The organism is Corynebacterium aurimucosum ATCC 700975 (assembly GCF_000022905.1).
Lineage (GTDB): Bacteria > Actinomycetota > Actinomycetes > Mycobacteriales > Mycobacteriaceae > Corynebacterium > Corynebacterium aurimucosum_F.
The window spans coordinates 584,307-604,288 of the sequence record NC_012590.1 but is presented as its reverse complement, the minus strand read 5'-3'; the positions used below and the strand labels follow the sequence as shown (position 1 = coordinate 604,288).

13 protein-coding genes and 1 pseudogene are annotated in these 19,982 nt (G+C 59.1%); 11 read left to right on the top strand and 3 right to left on the bottom strand.

Going from position 1 to position 19,982, the window contains the following annotated elements; translation table 11 throughout:
* Positions 1-191: 191 nt before the first annotated feature.
* From CAURI_RS02970 to CAURI_RS02950, 6 genes are all read left to right on the top strand, one after another.
* Positions 192-1,052: a sulfurtransferase gene (locus tag CAURI_RS02970; protein WP_010189358.1), complete on the top strand. Its 861-nt coding sequence runs from the start codon at positions 192-194 to the stop codon at positions 1,050-1,052.
* 141 nt (positions 1,053-1,193) lie between these two features.
* Entirely contained in the window at positions 1,194-2,966 is a 1,773-nt protein-coding gene (locus CAURI_RS02965) for an ATP-binding protein (protein WP_010189359.1), read from the top strand.
* 907 nt (positions 2,967-3,873) lie between these two features.
* A complete protein-coding gene (locus tag CAURI_RS02960; RefSeq protein ID WP_010189361.1) occupies positions 3,874-4,431 on the top strand; it encodes a GNAT family N-acetyltransferase in 558 nt (185 codons plus the stop codon).
* A 169-nt stretch (positions 4,432-4,600) separates the two neighbouring features.
* Positions 4,601-6,004, top strand: coding sequence for an IS21 family transposase (istA, locus tag CAURI_RS02955; protein WP_012714872.1), 1,404 nt, complete (start codon positions 4,601-4,603; stop codon positions 6,002-6,004).
* On the top strand, positions 5,953-6,234 hold the full coding sequence (locus CAURI_RS14080) for a hypothetical protein (protein ID WP_236660845.1): 282 nt from the start codon (positions 5,953-5,955) through the stop codon (positions 6,232-6,234). The genes istA and CAURI_RS14080 overlap by 52 nt, the downstream gene beginning before the upstream one ends.
* Before the next feature lie 5 nt (positions 6,235-6,239).
* Entirely contained in the window at positions 6,240-7,007 is a 768-nt protein-coding gene (locus CAURI_RS02950; RefSeq protein WP_041729357.1) for an ATP-binding protein, read from the top strand.
* A 574-nt stretch (positions 7,008-7,581) separates the two neighbouring features.
* On the opposite strand, the gene CAURI_RS02945 is transcribed toward CAURI_RS02950, so the two are convergent.
* Positions 7,582-11,013, bottom strand: a complete 3,432-nt coding sequence (locus CAURI_RS02945) for a pyruvate carboxylase (protein ID WP_010189364.1) — start codon at positions 11,011-11,013, stop codon at positions 7,582-7,584.
* A gap of 496 nt (positions 11,014-11,509) precedes the next feature.
* Between CAURI_RS02945 and CAURI_RS02940 the strand changes: the two genes are divergently transcribed.
* The gene (locus CAURI_RS02940) at positions 11,510-12,718 is read left to right on the top strand and encodes an IS110 family RNA-guided transposase (protein ID WP_005297392.1); all 1,209 of its coding nucleotides are present in this window, start codon (positions 11,510-11,512) and stop codon (positions 12,716-12,718) included.
* 287 nt (positions 12,719-13,005) lie between these two features.
* On the opposite strand, the gene CAURI_RS02935 is transcribed toward CAURI_RS02940, so the two are convergent.
* A complete protein-coding gene (locus CAURI_RS02935) occupies positions 13,006-13,509 on the bottom strand; it encodes an SHOCT domain-containing protein (protein ID WP_012714870.1) in 504 nt (167 codons plus the stop codon).
* A gap of 127 nt (positions 13,510-13,636) precedes the next feature.
* On the opposite strand from CAURI_RS02935, the gene CAURI_RS02930 reads away from it, so the two are divergent.
* The 4 genes and pseudogenes from CAURI_RS02930 (at position 13,637) to CAURI_RS02915 (ending at position 18,808) form a co-directional block, all read left to right on the top strand.
* Positions 13,637-13,948: a transposase family protein gene (locus CAURI_RS02930; RefSeq protein ID WP_010189373.1), complete on the top strand. Its 312-nt coding sequence runs from the start codon at positions 13,637-13,639 to the stop codon at positions 13,946-13,948.
* A 227-nt stretch (positions 13,949-14,175) separates the two neighbouring features.
* Positions 14,176-15,522 (top strand): annotated as a pseudogene (locus tag CAURI_RS02925) (IS256 family transposase).
* A gap of 174 nt (positions 15,523-15,696) precedes the next feature.
* Positions 15,697-16,383 carry an ABC transporter ATP-binding protein gene (locus CAURI_RS02920; protein ID WP_010189375.1) on the top strand — a complete coding sequence of 229 codons (687 nt, stop codon included), beginning with the start codon at positions 15,697-15,699 and terminating at the stop codon, positions 16,381-16,383.
* Positions 16,373-18,808, top strand: coding sequence for a hypothetical protein (locus CAURI_RS02915; protein WP_010189376.1), 2,436 nt, complete (start codon positions 16,373-16,375; stop codon positions 18,806-18,808). The genes CAURI_RS02920 and CAURI_RS02915 overlap by 11 nt, the downstream gene beginning before the upstream one ends.
* On the opposite strand, the gene CAURI_RS02910 is transcribed toward CAURI_RS02915, so the two are convergent.
* Positions 18,805-19,953, bottom strand: a complete 1,149-nt coding sequence (locus tag CAURI_RS02910; RefSeq protein ID WP_010189377.1) for a bifunctional 2-methylcitrate synthase/citrate synthase — start codon at positions 19,951-19,953, stop codon at positions 18,805-18,807. The two genes, CAURI_RS02915 and CAURI_RS02910, sit on opposite strands and share 4 nt — an antisense overlap.
* Positions 19,954-19,982: the final 29 nt, after the last annotated feature.

Sequence of the window (19,982 nt, the reverse complement as noted above, 5' to 3'; positions counted from 1 at the left end):
TAAAAGGCGAGCTTAACGCAGTTTTTATCCCCTGACCTGCACACTTGTTATAACCAGTCCATGCGAGCCGCCACTCTACGGCATAAAAATGTATCCAACACCACAAAAGGCTCTCCCCCGTGACCACTTTTCGGCCAAGCACGCTAGAGTTGAAGCGAACGTTTCCCCTTAACGAGAAAGGCAGGTGGACCGTGGCCGAATTCGACCCGAATCCCCCTTTCCAGGAGTACGCGCACCCTGAGCGCCTCGTGTCCGCACCGTGGCTATCCGCGCGACTGGGCATCAACGGCCTCCATGTCATCGAGGTTGATGAGGACTCGCTCCTCTACGATATCGGCCACATCCCCACTGCTATCCGCATCAACGTCCAGACAGAGCTGCTCGACAGCGCAACGAGGGATATCATCAGCGCCGAGGATTTCACCGAGCTCCTTCGCTCCAAAGGTATTGAGCGCGAGGACACCGTCGTCCTCTACGGCGACAAGTCCAACTGGTGGGCCGCATTCGCCCTGTGGATCTTCGAGCTATACGGCCACGAAGACGTCAGGCTACTCGACGGGGGACGGGACGCCTGGATGTCCGAAGAGCGCGATACCTCGTTTATGGTCCCCGACTCAACCACCTCCTCCTACCCTGAGGTTTCCCGCGAGGAATCATCCCGCATCTTCGTCGACGAGCTGCGCAGCTCCACCGCCACGGTGGTCGATACCCGCAGTCCAGACGAGTTCTGCGGCGAAGCTGCCCTCAAGAACGGAACTGGTGAGTCTGCCTACGGCACCACCTTGACCCACGGCCACATCCCAGGTGCCATCAACCTCGAGTGGGATCGAGCGGTCTACCCCAATGGCTGCTTCCGCGCGCTCAGCGAGCTGAAGGTAAGCTACGGCGAACTGGAGCCAGATACGGAAACAGTGCTCTATTCCCACGTCGGCGCCCAGGCCGCGCACACCTGGTTCGTACTCAAGTACCTGCTCGGTTTCAAGGCAGCGCGCGTTTACGATGGCTCGTGGGCAGAGTGGGGCAACATGGTTCGCATGCCCGTTGAGCGCTAAGAACACGCCGAATTAACCCCGCATCCACGCTGGTGCGGGTTTATTTTTTGACACGAAACCAAGATGTGAAGGTATCCTCATGTTTTGGTGTGCAAGAATAGTACGCAGTCCTATCAGAAAAAATGGAGGAGGGTTCCTGCCGTGGCAGTTGAAACCAAGAACATCACCAAGGTCCTCGTGGCCAACCGAGGTGAGATTGCGGTCCGCGTCATTCGCGCGGCTCGCGACGCCGGCATCGCATCCGTAGCGGTCTACGCCGAGCCAGATGCTGACGCCCCATTCGTCACGCTTGCCGACGAAGCCTTTGCACTCGGCGGGCAGACTTCCGCAGAGTCATACCTCGACTTCAGCAAGATTCTCGACGCCGCCTCCAAATCCGGCGCCGACGCGATCCACCCCGGCTATGGCTTCCTCTCCGAGAACGCCGATTTCGCCCAGGCCGTCATCGACGCGGGCCTGACCTGGATCGGCCCCTCCCCGAAGTCCATCGCCGACTTGGGTGACAAGGTCACCGCCCGCCACATTGCCGAGCGCGCCGACGCCCCCATGGCACCGGGCACCAAGGACCCGGTTGCCAGCGCAGATGAGGTCGAGGCCTTCGCCGACGAGCACGGTCTACCGGTTGCCATCAAGGCCGCTTTCGGCGGCGGTGGCCGCGGCATGAAGGTCGCGCACACCCGCGAGGAGATCAAGGACCTCTACGAGTCCGCCACCCGCGAGGCCGTCACCGCTTTCGGCCGTGGTGAGTGCTTTGTCGAGCGCTACCTGGATAAGGCCCGCCACGTCGAGGCCCAGGTCCTCGCCGACCAGCACGGCAATGTCGTCGTCATGGGCACCCGCGACTGTTCCCTGCAGCGCCGCTTCCAGAAGCTCGTCGAAGAGGCCCCTGCCCCATTCCTCACCGATGAGCAGCGTGCCTCCATCCACGAATCGGCCAAGCGCATCTGCCGCGAGGCCGGATACTACGGCGCCGGCACCGTGGAGTACCTCGTGGGCGCTGATGGACTCATCTCCTTCCTTGAGGTCAACACGCGCCTCCAGGTGGAGCACCCCGTCACTGAGGAAACCACTGGCTTCGACCTGGTTCGCGAGCAGTTCCGAATCGCGGAGGGCCGTGAGCTCTCCATCTCCGAGGACCCGGCTCCGCGCGGCCACGCCATCGAGTTCCGTATCAATGGCGAGGACGCCGCTGCGGGCTTCATGCCGGCCCCCGGAACCGTCGTCACCTACTCCGAGCCTTCCGGTCCGGGTGTGCGCATGGACTCCGGTGTGCGCGAGGGTTCCGTCATTGGTGGCCAGTTCGATTCCATGCTGGCCAAGCTCATCGTCTGGGGCCCGGACCGCGCGACTGCCATTGCGCGTGCACGCCGCGCCCTGGCCGAGTACCGCATCGAAGGCCTGCCTACGGTTATCCCCTTCCACCAAGCAATCCTCAACGATCCTGCCTTCACCGCTGAAGACGGCAACTTCAAGGTCTACACCAAGTGGATCGAGGAGGAATGGGTCAACGAACTGCCTGAGTACACCGACACCACCGAGACTCCCGAAGCTGAAGAGCAGGAAGCAGCTCAGAAGTTCGTCGTCGAGGTGGGCGGCCGCCGCATCGAGGTGGCCCTGCCGGGCAACCTCCTCTTGGGAGGTGGCAACAAGCGCAAGAAGTCGAAGAAGCGTCGTGGCAAGGGAGCCGCGGCCAACGTGTCCGGTGACACCGTGACCGCGCCGATGCAGGGCAGCGTCATCAAGGTCGCCGTCGAGGAAGGCCAGGAAGTAGAAGAGGGCGAGGTCGTCGTGATCCTCGAAGCCATGAAGATGGAGAACCCCGTCAAGGCCCACAAGTCCGGCACCGTGACCGACCTCAAGGTGTCCACCGGCACGCAGATCAACAAGGGCGAACCGATTCTGGAGATCAAGTAGTTCGCTGATGCCTTTTCGCTATCAAAGGGAACTGCACTACCCTTGCCTCGATTGGCACTGTTAAGTACTCTTTGACGTGATACCCCGGTGGAGCTCTGCTCTGGGTCACTGACCCGCTGAGTACTACTTACCGGGGTGCTGACTTGTCGCTCCGGGGGGATGCAGCAGTGGCGCATCAGGATAGCCAGTGGATTACGCAATGGCTCTCAACACCGCGTTGGCAGCCATTCCTTCGTGCTGCCCATCAAGACGGCGACGCTGCATTAGCACTATATGAATGGAACATCAGCGTCGCGATGGCTTTTCTCCACGACGCCTCACATGCCGAAGTACTACTCAGAAACTCTTATAACACTGTTTTAGAGCGGTGGTGGTTGGGAGACCAGCATTGGCTTATAGATCCCCAGTCCCCAGTGAATGCGCCCCTCCACCGAATGCGCGACGGAGTAGAAATAGATTCGAACGATAAGAACCGGCAATCAATAGCCGAAGCTCTACGACGCAATCATACGAAACATGCCAGTCCTGGAGCTTTAGTCGCCGAGCTCCCCTTTGGATTCTGGCGCCACTTAACAGACGCAGCTCATGAGCAGTTGCTGTGGATTCCTGCGCTGCACAAGGCATTTGCGCCGCGGACACGCCGCAAGGAAATCGAACAACATCTAGCGCGAATCAATCGTGTCAGGAACCGCGCTGCCCACAATGAGCCATTTATTAGCTCACGACGTCGCAGGGAGGCCCTTCACGCCTTCCGCTCGATCTTGAAAGTCGAGGACTTACTGAACCCACAAGTTACACGCCATACCACCGCCACGAGCACTCTTCTCTGGACCATTGAGAATCCACCAACTCCCCTCGAACCACTCAGTGAGTGACTAAATTCAGAGATCAAGTAGCCTCGAAAGGCATGAGCGTTAACGATTCTGAGTTCGGTGTACGGTTGGCCAAGGAGCACGACCGTACCTACCTCTCCCGCCTCCTTTTCCTCGCCGATGTCCTCGGTGATGAGGACGCCCATATCGGGGATTTCCACACACCTGACGTGGGGCTGTACATCGATGAATGGTCTCCCCATGTCGACGGCGGCGTCATCGCTGTCTCCAGCCATCGCGTGCCCGTCGGTGGTGCGTGGCTGCGCTACTACACCACTGAAGCGAAGGGCGCTGCCTACACCGGCAACCCCGAGGCCGATCCTTTCGATGAGTCCCAGTGGGCCACCGACCTCGACCCGGAGGAAATCCCCGAGCTCTTCATTGCTGTGGAGTCCCGCTACAGGGGCTTGGGCGCTGGGCGACGCCTCCTGCGCAACGCCTGCGACCTCGCCGAGGCGCAGGAGGCTCCCGCGGTATCGCTGTGGATTGAGCCGGAGAACACTGGTGCACGCAAGCTGTATGAATCCGAAGGCTTCGTCGACATCGACGTCCCCGGCCGCCCGGATGCCCACGTGATGCTCAAGCGCTTCTAGTACCGCCAGCCAACAAAGGTGTCGACTGTTGCGACCGGCTATTTGGTAGCAGTGTCGTGACTATCTGGTAGCGCTTCAGTGAGTATCTGGTAGCAGCTCACGGGGCTCGGGGTGATACTTCCGGTAGCCGCACCACTCGGGTGCGGCGTGTACTGGAAGGAGTCCGCTGATGACGGATTACCGTGCGGTGATGACGCTGCTGATTAGGAAGCGTTCTTACCGCCAGATTGAAGACCAGCTCGGGTGCTCGCACCGCGCGATTTCCCGAGCGAACCAAGCGCTGCGAAGCCTTGGCCTGACTACTGCCCAGCAGGTCGCGGCGTTGACGAATGACGAGCTGGACGAGATATTCGTTGATAAACGCACCAGCGGGCAAGGCGAGTTCGTCCCGATTGACTTTGACGCGGTCGTCAAAGCACGCACAGGGCGTGTGAAGCAGACACTGCAAGTATTGTGGGCTCGCTACACCACGATCCCCGCCCAGCCGGGACAGCGTCATTACAGCTACGACCGGTTTCGCCAGCTGGTTGCCTCCCATGTCGATGCGGCCGGGCTTACCGCCCGGATCACCCATGCACCAGGGCATACGATGCAGGTGGATTGGGCTGGGACCAAGATACGCCTGTACGACCCTGCGGGCACACCGGGTGCGAAAGTCAGCATTTTCGTCGCTTCGCTGCCGTATTCAGGGATGCTGTTTGCCTGTGCGTGTGTTGACCAGCGGCAGCAGTCCTGGCTTGATGCGCATCGTCAAGCGTTTGACTACTTCGGTGGGGTCTGTCAGGTTGTTGTCCCCGATAACGCGTCGACGGCGTCGAACGCGATCAGCACTGCTGATAGGAATCGGAAGGTCAACGACACCTACCAGCAGTTCTTGGAGCACCACAACACAGCAGCACTTCCCACACGCGCGCGTCGGCCGAAGGATAAAGCGAATGTGGAAGCTGCGGTAAAGATCGTCACGCACAAGATCATCCACGCCCTTGAAGGCCACCAGTGTGTTGACTTGGACGAGCTCAACGGAAAGATTGTGGGCTTAGTCGACGCGATCAACAGGTCCGTGCCGTTTCGCAGCCAGCAGTCAAGCCGCAGGGAGCTCTTCGAAGAACACGAGCAGCATCTCCTTGCTGACCTGCCGACAACCCCGTGGCAGCACACCGAGTGGAAGCGTGCGAAAGTGGCCCCGGATTTCCATATCACGGTTGCAACGGTGCGCTACTCCGTCCCGCACCAGCTTGTTGGCCGCACTGTCGATGTGCGCATCACAGGCCAGGTCTTGACCGTCTTTGACCAGGGGACAACCGTGGCAACCCACAGGTTTCGCATAAGCGTGGGGCCTATGTCACTGACTATGAGCACATTCCATCTGGAATGGACTCCACCCGTGGACTGTGGACAAGCGACTACTTTTATCGCGAAGCCAGCAAAACCGGCCCGGCAACACGCAAGGTCATCGAAGAACTCATCGCGGCGAAAGCCATCCCGGCCCAGGCGTACCAGTCCTGCCGAAACGTGCTGTCGATGGGCAAACACGGCAACAAACCAATCCTGGAAGAGGCATGCCAGCGCCTGACCGCCAACGACGGCAGCCGACGGGCGGTGTCATATACCGCAGTCAAAAACATGATGGCCGCCATACGCAAAGAACACGCCACCCGGCCCCGCGGGTTAGACCAAGCCCCGCGCAGCACCACAACCAACCAGCCCACCGCCCCTGTAGTCACCGACCGGGATACCACCGGCGCGTTTCTCGGCGGTGCAGAACAGTTCAGCATGGACAACCTCGCAAAGAAAGGAAACTAAACCCCTTGTCATCACCAACCCCGCCAACAGATCGCTTCCTTGACGAATCCGTCCTGCCCGACTTCACCGCGCTGCGGATGACAGCCTTCGGCAGAAGCGTCATCGACATCGCCAACGATCCCGCATTCGACGCATGGACGTTTTCCCAAAAGGTGCTCTACGCACTCGATAAAGAAGTCGCGGCCAGGCGTGAACGACGCATCAACAAACTGCTGAAAGCATCCCGATCGCCAAACCTTGATGCTTGCCTTGAAAACGTGGTCTGCACACCTGACCGCAACATCAACCCCGAGCAAGTCAGCAGACTCGCTCACGGACAATGGTGCCACCTGGGCCAAAACATTGTCATCCTGGGCAAATCCTCAGTCGGCAAAACCTACCTCGCCCAAGCCCTGATCACAGCAGCATGCCGCAACGACTACTCAGCACGGTTCTACCGCACCGACATGCTCGCCGCCGAACTAGCAGTCCTCCAACCCGATGACCCCGCACGACTGAAGTTCATCCAGCACCTCCACGACGTCGACGTCCTGGTCCTCGATGACTTCCTGACCACACCTGTTGATGCCGCAACCGCGCACCAACTTCTCAACATCCTCGCCGGGCGTGAAGGCAAAGTCTCAACGATAGTGACCTCACAATTCACCCCACTGGAGTGGTACAAGTCCATCCCCGACGCCGTGATCTCCGAGTCAATCCTCAACCGACTCGTCTCCGGCGCCGAGATCATCACACTCGAAGGACCAAACATGCGCCTGAACACCAACGCATAACCACCAACAACGCCTGAGTGAGACACCGCTACCGGATACTCACTCAGGCGCTACCAGATACTCACCACACCGCTACCATTTCAGTCTTCTGAACAGTCGACTATACTCGACACTTCCTCGGTTTCTTCTAAAGGTGTCGACTATACTCGACACCTTCGTCGGCGCGCCGACGGCAGCGCCAAGAGCGACGTTGCTCACCCACCCATGACCCAGGTCGGGTCACAACGACCGTTTCCGTAGAACGCTGCACGCATCTTCGCGAAACGGATTGCCTTCTTCGCTCCCCTAGCAACGCACAACGTCTACGTGTCTCCATCGACATGCGGGAGGCATCTGACAAAGGGCGCCTGGCAAAAGGCATCAGTCAAAAGGCGTTTTCACGGCTAAAAACGCCTTTTACTTAGGGCAGATGGCGTTTTTAGACCCAAAGATGCCTTCTACCAGATGCCTTTTGCGAGACACCCTCCTGACTTAGGCCAATGCAGTGCGGAAAAATCCCACCCCACCGCCGAAAACCACCGGTGAGCAGCGCCAAGAATGACGCTGCTCACCCATCCATGACCTAAGTCAACTTTTAGTTGATAACGGCGATGAGGTCGCCGCCCTCAACCTTGGTGGCGGCGCCAATGGCGACGCGCTCGATGGTGCCATCCTTGGTGGCGGAGATGGAGGCTTCCATCTTCATGGCCTCGATGACAGCGATCTGGTCGCCGGCCTTGACCTCGTCGCCCGGCTTGGCGGTCGGGTTCACCACGCCGGCAAACGGTGCGGCCACGTGGCCCTCGTTGGACGGGTCAGCCTTTTCCACGGTGGCTACGGTGGACTCAACGTTGTTGTCGCGCACCTTGAGCGGGCGGATCTGGCCGTTAACGTTGAGAACTACGTTGCGGATGCCCTTCTCGTCCGGCTCGCCCATTGCATCAAGACGCAAGGTAATGGGCTTGAGATCTGCACGGTCGTTGGAGCCCTCCGGGAAGTGGTGAACAATGTAGTCCTTACCTTCTTCCAGACCGTAGAAGAAGACCGTGTCCGTCAGCGCCTCGGTATTGCCGTAGGTGCGGCGGAACTCGTTGAACTCCTCGAACTGCTTCGGGAAGAGCAGGCGGTTGAGGGAAGCTCGGCGCTCAGTGGAATCATCCGAGGCGAGATGTGCCTTCTCTTCTTCCGGAACCGGCTTGACGGTGACGTCGCCAGGCGCGCGGCCTTCCAGAACCTTGTCGCGCAGCGGCGGCCAGCCACCCGGAGGCGTGCCGAGCTCACCGCGTAGGAAGGCGATGACGGAATCCGGGATGTCGTACTTGGTGGGGTTGACCTCGAAATCAGCCGGGTCCACGCCAGCACCCACGAGGTGCAGGGCGAGGTCACCAACCACCTTGGAGGACGGGGTCACCTTGGTCGGGCGGCCGAGCATCTCATTCACCGCAGCGTAGGTGTCCTCGATGACTTCGAAGCGATCCTCCAAGCCCAGAGCGGTAGCCTGCGCGCGCAGGTTGGACAGCTGGCCGCCCGGAATCTCGTGGCGGTAGACGCGGCCGGTCGGTCCAGGAATACCCTTCTCGAAGGGCTGGTAGAGCTGGCGCACAGCCTCCCAGTACGGCTCAAGGTCGGAAACTGCCTTGAGGGAGATGCCGGTGTCACGCGAGGAGTTCGAGAACGCCGCGATGATAGCGGACAGCGAAGGCTGAGAGGTGGTGCCCGCCAGCGGTGCGGAAGCACCGTCGACGATGTCGGCACCAGAAAGCGCTGCCGCGTAGTAGGTAGCCAGCTGGCCGCCAGCGGTATCGTGCGTGTGCACGTGAACCGGCAGGTCGAACTCCTTGCGCAGAGCCATAACCAGCTTGGATGCGGACTCCGGACGCAGCAGGCCCGCCATGTCCTTAATGGCCAGGACGTGGGCGCCTGTGTTGACGATCTCTTCGGCCAGCTTGAGGTAGTAATCCAGCGTGTAGAGCTTCTCATCCGGGGAGCACATGTCGCCGGAGTAGGCCATGGCGACCTCGGCCACGGTGGTGTTGGTCTCCAGGACGGCGTCGATTGCCGGGCGCATCTGGGTGACGTCGTTCAGCGCGTCGAAGATGCGGAAGACATCCACACCAGACTTGGCGGCCTCCTGCACGAAGCCGGTGCACACGTCGTTAGAGTAGGGCGAGTAGCCCACGGTGTTGCGGCCGCGCAGCAGCATCTGGATGTTTTGGTTCGGCATGGCCTCACGCAGCAGGTCCAGGCGGACCCACGGGTCCTCCTTGAGGAAGCGCATGGCGACGTCGTAGGTCGCACCACCCCACGCCTCCACCGAGTACAGCTCTGGCGTCATGCGGGCGACGGCCTCAGCAGCCGTGACCAGGGCGGTACCGCGCACGCGGGTAGCCAGCAGGGACTGGTGCGCATCGCGGAAGGTGGTATCGGTAACGGCCAAGGCGTCCTGCTTGCGGATCTTTTCTGCCCACTTCTTCGGGCCCAGCTCCAGCAGGTCGTCGCGGGAACCACGCGGCAACTCGAAGTTAAAGTCCAGATCCGGCAGCTTGTCAAAGGGGCGCAGGGTGGTCGGGCGCTCGCCGTTCGGCTTGTTGACGGTCACGTCAGCGATGTAGTCGATGATGCGGCCAGACTCATCCACGGCCGGCGGGGCCTTCAGCAGGTCTGGGTGCTCCGGAATGAAGCTGGTGTCCACGCGGGTGTTGACGAAGTCCGGCTCGCGCAGCAGTGCGCGTAGGAAGCCGATGTTGGTGGCCACGCCAGCCACGGTGAACTCGTTGAGCGCGCGCTGTGCACGTGCCACGGCCTGCTCGAAGGTGACACCACGGCAGGTCATCTTCACCAGCAGGGAGTCAAAGTTCGGGGAGATTTCCGCGCCGACGGCCGTTGCGCCGTCGAGACGCACGCCTGCGCCGCCCGGCGAGCGGTACTGGGTCAGCGTGCCGGTATCCGGGCGGAAGCCATTGGAGGGATCCTCGGTAGTGATGCGGCACTGGAGCGCCGCGCCGGTGATGTGGATTTCCTCCTGCTTCAGGCCAAGAGCTTCCAGAGAGAGGCCCGCGGCGATCTGCATCTGGGACTTCACGATGTCCACGCCCGTGACCTCCTCGGTCACGGTGTGCTCCACCTGCACGCGCGGGTTCATCTCGATGAAGACGTGGTTGCCCTTCTCATCGACGAGGAACTCGACGGTGCCGGCGCCCTCGTAGTTGATGTGCTCACAGAACTTCACGGCGTCCGCACAGATGCGGTCACGCAGCTCCGGGTCCAGCGTCGGCGCCGGGGCAATCTCCACGACCTTCTGGTGGCGGCGCTGCACGGAGCAGTCGCGCTCATACAGGTGCATGACGTTGCCCTGGGAGTCAGCCAGAATCTGCACCTCGATGTGTTGCGGGCGAATGACCGCGGTCTCGAGGTAAACGTTGCCATCGCCGAAGGCTGCCTCAGCCTCGCGGGAGGCCTCAGCACACTTGGTCTTCAGCTCCGCCTCGTTCTCGATGAAGCGCATACCGCGGCCGCCACCGCCGGCCACTGCCTTCACGAAGACGGGGAAGTTAAAGTCCTTGGCATATTCCGCCAGCTTGTCGACGTCCGTCGAGGGCTTCGAGTCCTTCAGAGTCGGCAGCCCCGCCTCCTGGGCAGCGGCTACCGCGGCGGCCTTATCACCGGTCAGGTCCAAGGTCTCCGGGGTGGGACCGATGAACTTAATGCCGTTGTCACGGCAAGCACGCGCCAAATCGGCACGCTCCGACAGGAAGCCGTAACCAGGGTAAATGGCATCCGCGCCGGACTTCTTGGCGGCGCGAATGACCTCATCGATGTCAAGGTATGCCTTGACCGGCTGGCCCTCGTTACCGATGCGCACTGCCTCATTGGCAAAGGCGCGGTGGAAGGAGTTGCGGTCTTCCTTTGGATAAATTGCAACGGTCTTGGAGCCGACCTCAAAGGCAGCGCGGAAGGCGCGCACGGCAATCTCACCGCGGTTGGCCACCAAGATCTTAGAGAAGGACTTGTGAGCAGTATCAGACACTGGGAGTGATCCTTTCAGATAAGCACAATACGAACTTAAGGATAGTGTCCGAGGCGACAACGCGGGCGGAAATCGACATATCGGTCAACAGATTTCGAATAGGTTCTCGCCAGACTCCTAGGCACACCCCTAGAAGACTCACCCCTTCATGAACAGCTCCCCTTCCCCATTACGTTGTTGGCAGTTCCGCTTGAAGGAACTCAGGATTCGTACTCCTAGCCCCATGCTGGGGCAGGTTATGTTTGTCTGCGTTCCTTCTGCCTTGGGGCAGTGGAACTAGTCGCTGGCTTCGGTATGGCTTGTTTTCGTCCCTGTCTGAAAATGATCCGGGGGGTGATGCCGCCGAAGGCAGTGGCATACTCCAGACTGCTAATAGGAACCTGACCCGCACAGAATGTGCGAGGTCTCAAAGTAATGTGGATGCCAGCGTGAAGTATGTCCGACCACCAGCGATGAAATAAGTCCCATACTCATTCAATTCGCTAGGAGGTCTGGCATGACCTACGACTATGTCATCGGCATGGACGTCGGTAAATACTTTCACCACGCTTGCGTCTTAGATATCGACGGCACCCAGGTGCTATCTAAGCGCATCAACCAAAACGAAAAATCCCTGCGCGCACTGTTTTCAGCGTTCAGCGCACACGACCACAAGGTCCTTGTCGTCGTGGACCAGCCCAATAACATTGGTCGACTAACTGTCGCGGTTGCTCAAGAACTCGGGATCGACGTGCGCTACCTTCCCGGTTTGGCTATGCGTCAACTCTCGCGCATCCACGCTGGCAATGCCAAAACTGATATCCGGGACGCCTATATCATCGCCCACGCTGCAAAGAACCTTCCGGAATCCCTCCGCAGCGTCGACCGCGTCGAAGAAGCCTTCCTCCAGTTGAAGGTCCTCAACGGTATCGACGAAGATTTAGCGCGCTCCTACACCAGGCTCATCAATCAGATTCGAAGTGCACTAGTAGGCTGCTACCCGCAATTCGAACAGGCCCTTCGCGGTCAGATAATTCACCGCAAGTGGGTTCTGCACCTACTTGCACGCTACGGCGGACCGACCAAGATAAAACGCCTCGGAAAGGCCAAGGCAACTGCCTTCGCTCGACGCTATAAGGCACGCAATCCTGAACCTGTCCTCGATGCCATTTTCGCTGCCATCTCTGAGCAAACAGTTGCCATTGCTGGTGCACACTATGCCGAAATGGGCGTAGCAATGTCGGCGAAGGACGCGCTTTTAAAGCTCGAGCACCGCACACAAATCGAGCAGGAAGTCATCGAGCTCATCAACGACATCCCCCACACTCAAATCCTGCTATCCATGCCAGGAATCGGACCAAAGACGGCAGCACAAATTCTCATGACCGCGGGCGACATGACCGACTTCCCGACAGCTGGGCACCTAGCCTCTTACGCTGGCTTATCACCTCGGACAAACCAGTCCGGGACCTCGATCATGTCGAACTCACTGAACCGAGCTGGCAATAAAAAATTAAAGAACGCCCTATGGCAATCATCTTTTGCATCCATCAGATTCCATGAGCGTTCCCGGCAATTCTATGAACGAAAGCGCCGTGAAGGCAAGAGACACAACGCCGCAGTAGTAGCACTAGCCCGCAGACGGCTCAACGTCCTCTACGCCATGATGCGCAACCACAAGCACTACCACGATCCCGCACCATCACAGGAAGACCTAGCAGCCTAGACACTAAGAGTAAAGATAGCCGACCGGGTAAAATCCCAGTCGGCTAGCAGCCATGCCCGAAAACAACACGACCAAACAACCCCGCAGAGAGAATCCGCCCCCAATTTCTCCACCCGCTAGGTTGACAACCTATATAGGAACACCCCCCGCACACAAACAATCGGACACCCTCTGCCCGGTATGCGCCTGCTCGCGCGCGCAAGCCGCACACTTGGCGAATACCTAGGCCGCGCCGGATGGCCGCCCTCGGACCGCGACGCTGCGGCTGGCGAGGGAGCGGACCAGGGTCAGACCGAGGAGAGCGCCCTTGCCTTGATCTGGTCGAACTCCTGCTGGGTAATCGCTCCCGAGTCGAGAAGGGCCTTCGCCGAGGCGATCTCATCGGTCGGGCTCGATCCGGCGGAGCCGCCGGCGACGGACTTGATGTACTCATCCTGCCGCTGCTGGAGCTCCTGGCGCGCCTCGACCGCGCGGTCGGTCATCCCCCGACCTCGAACAAGCAGGTACGCGAGCATTCCGATGAACGGCAGCGCGAGGATGAACACCACCCACAGCGCCTTCGCGAAGCCGCCGAGGTCCTTGCTGCGGAAGAGATCTCCGAAGATCCACCACAGGGACATGAACCATGCGAAGAAGATGAAGAACTCGAACATGGCGAGTAGGAATGAGCCGTTGTCGTCGAACATTTGCTGACTTCCTCCTGACTGGATGGACGCTGGCCGAGCGGTCCACGCGGACCCCAGCGCACGACGGTTAGGAACAAGGACGTGCCCGGGCCGTCGCCGAACCATGTTAGCAGCTTTTCCTCACCAAGCGTGGTAGCCGGGTTGCGACGCGCTGACCGGGTTGGGCTGGTGAAGACGGGCCTGGGACTCCACGATTCGTAGCGACCAAGCAACGGATCGAGAGGAGTCCCAGGTGAGTGTTGAGGCTACCGTCCTGCCCGCTGCGATGCTCGGCATCTCGGGGTTGGTGGTGCTTGCCGTCGGTGAGTACGGCGGTGAGCTGGAGCTGTTGGTGGAGACCTCCGAGTCGGTGACCGGGTGCCCGCGGTGCGGGGTGGTCGCGGTGGCCCACGGCCGGCGTGAGCATCTGGTGCGTGACATCCCCTCGGCGGGGCGGCCGGTGCTGCTGGTGTGGCGCAAGCGGCTGTGGCGGTGCGCCGAACCGGCGTGCCCGCAACGTACCCGGTCAGTACACCTAATAAAGCGACGTCAGTACGTTCGCTAATGCTCGAGCTGATCTTTCATCGCTCGTACCTCTTGGCTGCCAGCGTGGTCACTTATTCGCAACCGCCCACCGTGCGTTCTCTACACCCCTCACCGTTGCACTCATGTGAGACATTTGAACGCGCTGTGGCCTTATCCGTCCCCGCGGATTGCTCCTCGCCTGTCATTCCTGAAGGGTGTCAGGAAGTTTGTGTGTGAGGCTCTGATCTAGAAGGAGTTTCACCGATAATGACTACGGTGTCACCGAAGAAAACCATGACCCGGCGAGGGTCAACGAGATCAGCGAGAAGCTGATGGAAAATTCTGAAATCGCCAGCTTGATTAGCGAGCTGTCGAGCTCCGCTGATGATGCAAGCGAGCTGGTCAAAGGCCTGCTGCAAGCATCAATCAACGCTGGCCTTAAGGCGGAGATGGATGCGCACTTGGGCTACGGCCATTCCGACCGCAAAGCGAAATCCCAGGTCGAAACCGCACAGGAGAATAATCACCGTAACGGGTCGTACACCAAGACCGTCAATTCTGGCTACGGCGCAGTTGAGGTGACCGTGCCCAGGGATCGTGCCGGCACGTTTACTCCCCGGATGGTGCCCAAGGGTGCACGTCGGCTCACAGAGCTCGACGACATGATTATCTCGCTCTACGCCGGTGGGATGACCGTGCGCGATATCCAGCATCACCTCGCGACCACCCTTGGGGTGGATATGAGCCCGGATACGATCAGCACCATTACCGATGCGGTGTTAGACGAGGTCATGATCTGGCAAAACCGCCAGCTCGACGAGTTTTACCCGGTGATCTTCCTCGACGCGCTACGCGTGAAAATCCGTGACGGCCACCGCGTGGTCAACAAGGCTTGCTACATGGCGGTTGGTGTCGACATGGACGGCATCAAGCACATCCTGGGACTGTGGATCGCCGACAATGAAGGAGCCGCATTCTGGGCATCGGTGTGTGCGGATCTGGCTAACCGCGGTGTCCAAGACGTGTTCATTGTGTGCTGCGACGGGCTCAAAGGCTTGCCGGAAGCCGTGGAGGCAACCTGGCCGAATTCCATGGTACAGACCTGTATTGTGCACCTGATTCGGGCTGCGAACCGGTGGGTGTCCTACCAGGACCGCAAAGCAGTCTCCCGCGCGCTGCGTGAGGTCTACACAGCCGCTAACGAGGACACCGCACGTGCCAGCCTGGATGCTTTCGAGGCCAGTGAACTGGGCCGGAAATACCCCCAGTCGGTCAAAGTCTGGCGCGACGCCTGGGAGCGGTTCGTGCCGTTTCTGCAGTTTCCGCCGGCGGCACGCCGGGTGCTCTACACCACCAATTCAATCGAGTCGCTGAATGCTGAACTGCGTAAAGCTACCCGCAACAGGGGCCAATTCCCGAACGATACTGCCGCACTAAAGACGCTGTGGCTGATGATCTGCAACATCGAACAAGCGTGCCGCCCAGCGAGCGAAGAAAGCAAAGCGCGACATTGAGTGCAACGGCTATATTGAAGGAGCGAAAGCCACCGGGTGGAAACAAGCCATCAACCAACTAGCCGTGGCTTACCCCGACCGATTCGCGGACTACTTGTAAACCACCCCCCTTTAAACATGCAGCGGCCAAATAGGAGAAGAGTTACTTCGCTTTTAAAAAAATATAAACCTATTGACATGTTCTACCCTCCGTTTCTATCCTTCAATCAGGTTCATAAGAACCAACTTCATCCTTCACTTCCAAAGACCGCACGGTGAAGACAGAAAAGAGCTTATGAACTCAGTCACCATTTCTAACGTCCACAAGTATTTAGGCGAAGGCGCCCAGCGCACGCATGTTCTCAAAGGCGCAAGCCTAGAAGCTGGTGAAGGCGAGTTTCTCGGCATTTCAGGAAAGAGCGGCTCCGGTAAAACAACTCTCCTGCGCGCGGTTGCAGGTCTTCTACCTATCGATGAAGGCTCAATCTCGGTCTTCGATACCTGTGTATCCACCGCTGCTCCCAAGGAACTACTCGCCTTGCGCCGCAACACAATCGGCTTCGTCTATCAAGACGACCTGTTGATGAATGAACTCACAGCGCTCGAAAATGTCATGCTTGTGCTTGCTGCAGCGGGATTCGATGAGACGACGGCACACGACAAGGCTTGCGAGGCCTTAACCCAGGTAGGACTTGCAGAACTCGCTCAACGATTTCCCGCAGAGATGTCGCGCGGCCAATGCCAAAGAGTAGGAATCGCCCGAGCACTGTCTGGGAAACGGCGAATTCTCTTGGCTGATGAGCCGTCTGCTGCGCTCGATTCTGAAAACTCGCACGGCATTTTTCGACTCTTCAAGAAGCTGGCATCAACTGGCACAACCGTGATAGCGACCAGTCACGATCCCATCATGCTCGACTATTGCAGCACGGCCTACACGCTGATCGACGGCCAGCTTGGGAAAGCAGCCCCGAATGCTCAATGAACTAATCACGAAAGTCGTGCATTCTTCGAAACGGTATCGTTTCGGCGCAGCGGCAATCGCAGTGTGCTTAGGATTATTCGCATTTGCTGTCTCGGCTGATCTCTTCATGATGTTGTCCCCGCAGCAGAAGGCGCAGTCAGAATTGGGAAACAACGCCGTGCGGGTGGACGTGCCTGTGTACACGCGGGCGGGCGTGGTTGAACAGACGCTGCCGCAACTTGATTCCCCAGAGAGGGGCTTTACTACCCAACTCGAGACTTACGATCTCTATGTCGATAGCAATCCATCAGCTTCCCTTGTCTACAAGGAGTCTCACTGGGAAGAGCAAGCTCCCGATTTTGGGTTGGCATTGGTTCAGGGCCATTGGCCAAGCGCCCCCGGGGAAGTAATCGTCACTGAGGACGTTAACCTTAGCCTCGGAGAGAACACAACTGCATTCAACGGCACGCTACCGCTCCGCATCGTTGGCGTTGTATCGAATTCCTTCCACAGCCAGGAGAAAGCGGTGTACGGCGCATCGGGAACATGGAACACCATCGACGCCGACGCTTATTCCATGACCTCCGCTTCGGTCCGGCCGATTGTGTTCGGTTCCGAAGGAACGACTCCTGCCGAGCTCACCGACTTCATTAGCAGTCAGCTCGAAACTACAAACCTCGTTGATCGCGCCGCGCTTGACGACGCCTTTTCGACCTCACTCCTCACCCGCGAAAGCCTGCTCGCCACGCCGCCTTCAGGGTTCGCCGATAGCTATTCTTTCTTCTTCGGCCTGTTCGCCATTGTCATACCGTGTGCTTTGATCCTCTTTTTGTGGCGAGTCACGTACCTAGTTCTTCACCCGTTGAACCGGCGGTTCTTCGAGCTAGGAATCTCCCCCTTCCTGTTGTGGAAGTCCAACACATCCACCCTGCTTCGTTCAGCCCTGATGTACTCCGTCTTAGGCCTCGTTGTAGGTGCAGGCCTGGCGCAATGCGTGCGCCCTTTCATTTCGGGACTTGCGGGGTTGCCTGATCCTGGAGTCCTCATTCCGTGGAAATGGTTAGTGCTTCTTCTCGCTAGCTCGCTAGCAGCACTCCTGATTGGCGGTGTTGCCACCGCGCCGTCGACCCAGCCGCATCCGTTCTGGAAAGACATCCCGCTGCCGGCCTTATCGGCATCATTCTTGCGTTGGAGTGCTATTGCTATTGTCCTTGTGGCCGCGCTCTTTACGGTCGCTTCAGCACTGCTGGGGCCAGACGTGTTCGAAACCTGGGCGCCATTGCCAACCATGGCATTGTGCATCGTCTTTTCTCTTTTTCTCGCACGCTGTCCGCGAACCAGCCGGCCCTACACTCCAGCAGGCGTGGCCCTGAGATTTGCAGAGAAGCACCGGCAGCTTATTGGCACGGGTCTGACGTTGTTGGTCCTGTGCATGGGAACCGCCGTGTTTAGCAGTTCGATGTCAGCCAGCTTCACAGCCAGTGAGAATGACAGTTTGACGTCAACGATCGCCCCAAACCAGGCACACATTTTAGAGAAGACAGATGACGGGCTTTCCACGCGTGCTGAATCCGTTCAGCACCTAGCCACTGCGTTGGGCGTGCCCGCCCCAGTTCGTGTTTCTTATGTCCAAGCCACGCTGGACATGCCCGCGGAGATGTCGGGGACTTTTGGCGTACTGAGCGTCGAATCCGTTCGTAACGTAGAGCAACTCTTAGACCGAGAGCTTACTGCCTCAGAAAAAGAAGTCCTTAAGACTGGGGCATTAGTCCGCGATCACAGATTCATCAACCAAGACCACGTTTCAATCAACACGAGCAAGAATTCAGGCCACTCATCACTTTCAGCGCTGAGTATGGACTTCGGGCCACACTGGGAGAAGCTAGCTGGAGGATTTATCCTCGCATCCACGGCGCAAAATCTAGATGCACCGGCAGGTAGGACACAATGGGTCTTTACGGGTCTCCAGGAAGACCAAGAAAAGCGCTTTCTTGATAGCGCTGCACAAGCTCATATCCCCCACGAGCTCGTACTACTGCCACTGATTCAAACTTCTTCGACACCGCGGGCATTCTATATCAGCTTGGCAGCCGCGCTTCTCAGCGCGTTAGCCGTAACCTTTGTTTTCTCGCGGCAACTTGCTCGCGCTACCGAAGCAATCGAGACCACCTTCAAAGTACTAGGCCTCGATTCCTCCTGGCACCTAAGAATCGTTGTACTCACTACGGCCACACTGGCATGTGCCGCGATCATTACTGGCTGTCTCGCTGGAATCCTCCCGCTTGCCGGAATGGTCTACGCAATGGGAGATGGCCTCACTTTTGCCATCGATTGGAATGCACTTCTTGTTGCCGCAGGCGCAATAGCATTAGGCGCTGCATGTGGCGTCGGCATGACATGCCTTCGCTACGTGCAGCGCCCGTCGTCAAGCGCAACTGCTAACTAGATTTCCTTCGGCGGAACGGAGCGCTGCTCCTTGCCGTTGTAGGCGGACAGCGGGCGGATGAGGGAGTTGTTCTCGTTCTGCTCCACGATGTGTGCGGTCCAGCCGGTGATGCGGGCCATCACGAAGATCGGGGTGAAGAACTCAATGTCGAAACCAAGGATGTGGTACGCAGGGCCAGCCGGGAAGTCCAGGTTCGGCTGGATCTTGATGGAGGTGTTCTCGTACATGGTCTTGGCCATCTTCTCGTACATCTCCACCCACTGCTCCTGGCCGTGGTCCTTGGCCAGCTCGCGGAAGGCAGCCTCCATGGTCGGAACACGGGAGTCACCGTTCTTGTACACGCGGTGGCCGAAGCCCATGACGAGCTCCTTGTTCTTGAGCTTGTTCAGGGTCCACTCCTCTGCCTTGGCCGGGTCGCCGACCTCAAGGAAGTTCTTCATCACAGCCTCGTTAGCACCACCGTGCAGCGGGCCCTTCAATGCGCCAATAGCAGCGGTGACAGCGGAGTAGGTATCCGACATCGTGGAGGTCACCACGCGGCCAGCGAAGGTGGACGCGTTGAAGGAGTGCTCAGCGTAGAGGATGAGGGACTTATCGAAAGCCTCAATATCGGAGCGCGACAGGGCCGGGGAGCCTTCTTCCTCACCGAAGACCATCCACAGGAAGTTCTCCGCGAAGCCCTTCTTACGGGAAGGCTCGATGTAGCCCTCACCGCGACGGCGGCGAATATCGAGTGCGACGATGGTCGGCAGCTTCGCCATAAGCTCCAGCGCGGTGCGGCGAATGTGCTCAGAGTCCTTGGTGTACTCCTCCGGATCCTGGGAGCCGATGAAGGAGACTGCGGTACGCAGCACGTCCATCGGGTGGCAGGACTTCGGCATAGAAGTAATCAGGTCAATGAGGTGGCGGTCCAGGTGGCGCAGCGCCTTCTCACGAGCGGAGAAGCGTACGAGCTCGCCCTGGGTCGGCAGCTCGCCATTCCACAGCAGGTAAGCAACCTCCTCGAAAGAGCAGTAGCGTGCGAGCTCCTGAACCGGGTAGCCGCGGTAGGTCAGGGAGTTGGTCTCCGGGACGACCTTGGACACGGCGGTCTCGTCGACGACAACGCCGTACAGGCCCTTGCGGATCTCTGGGGATTCAGACATGGTGTTTTCTCCTTAAGCGGGGGGTGGTG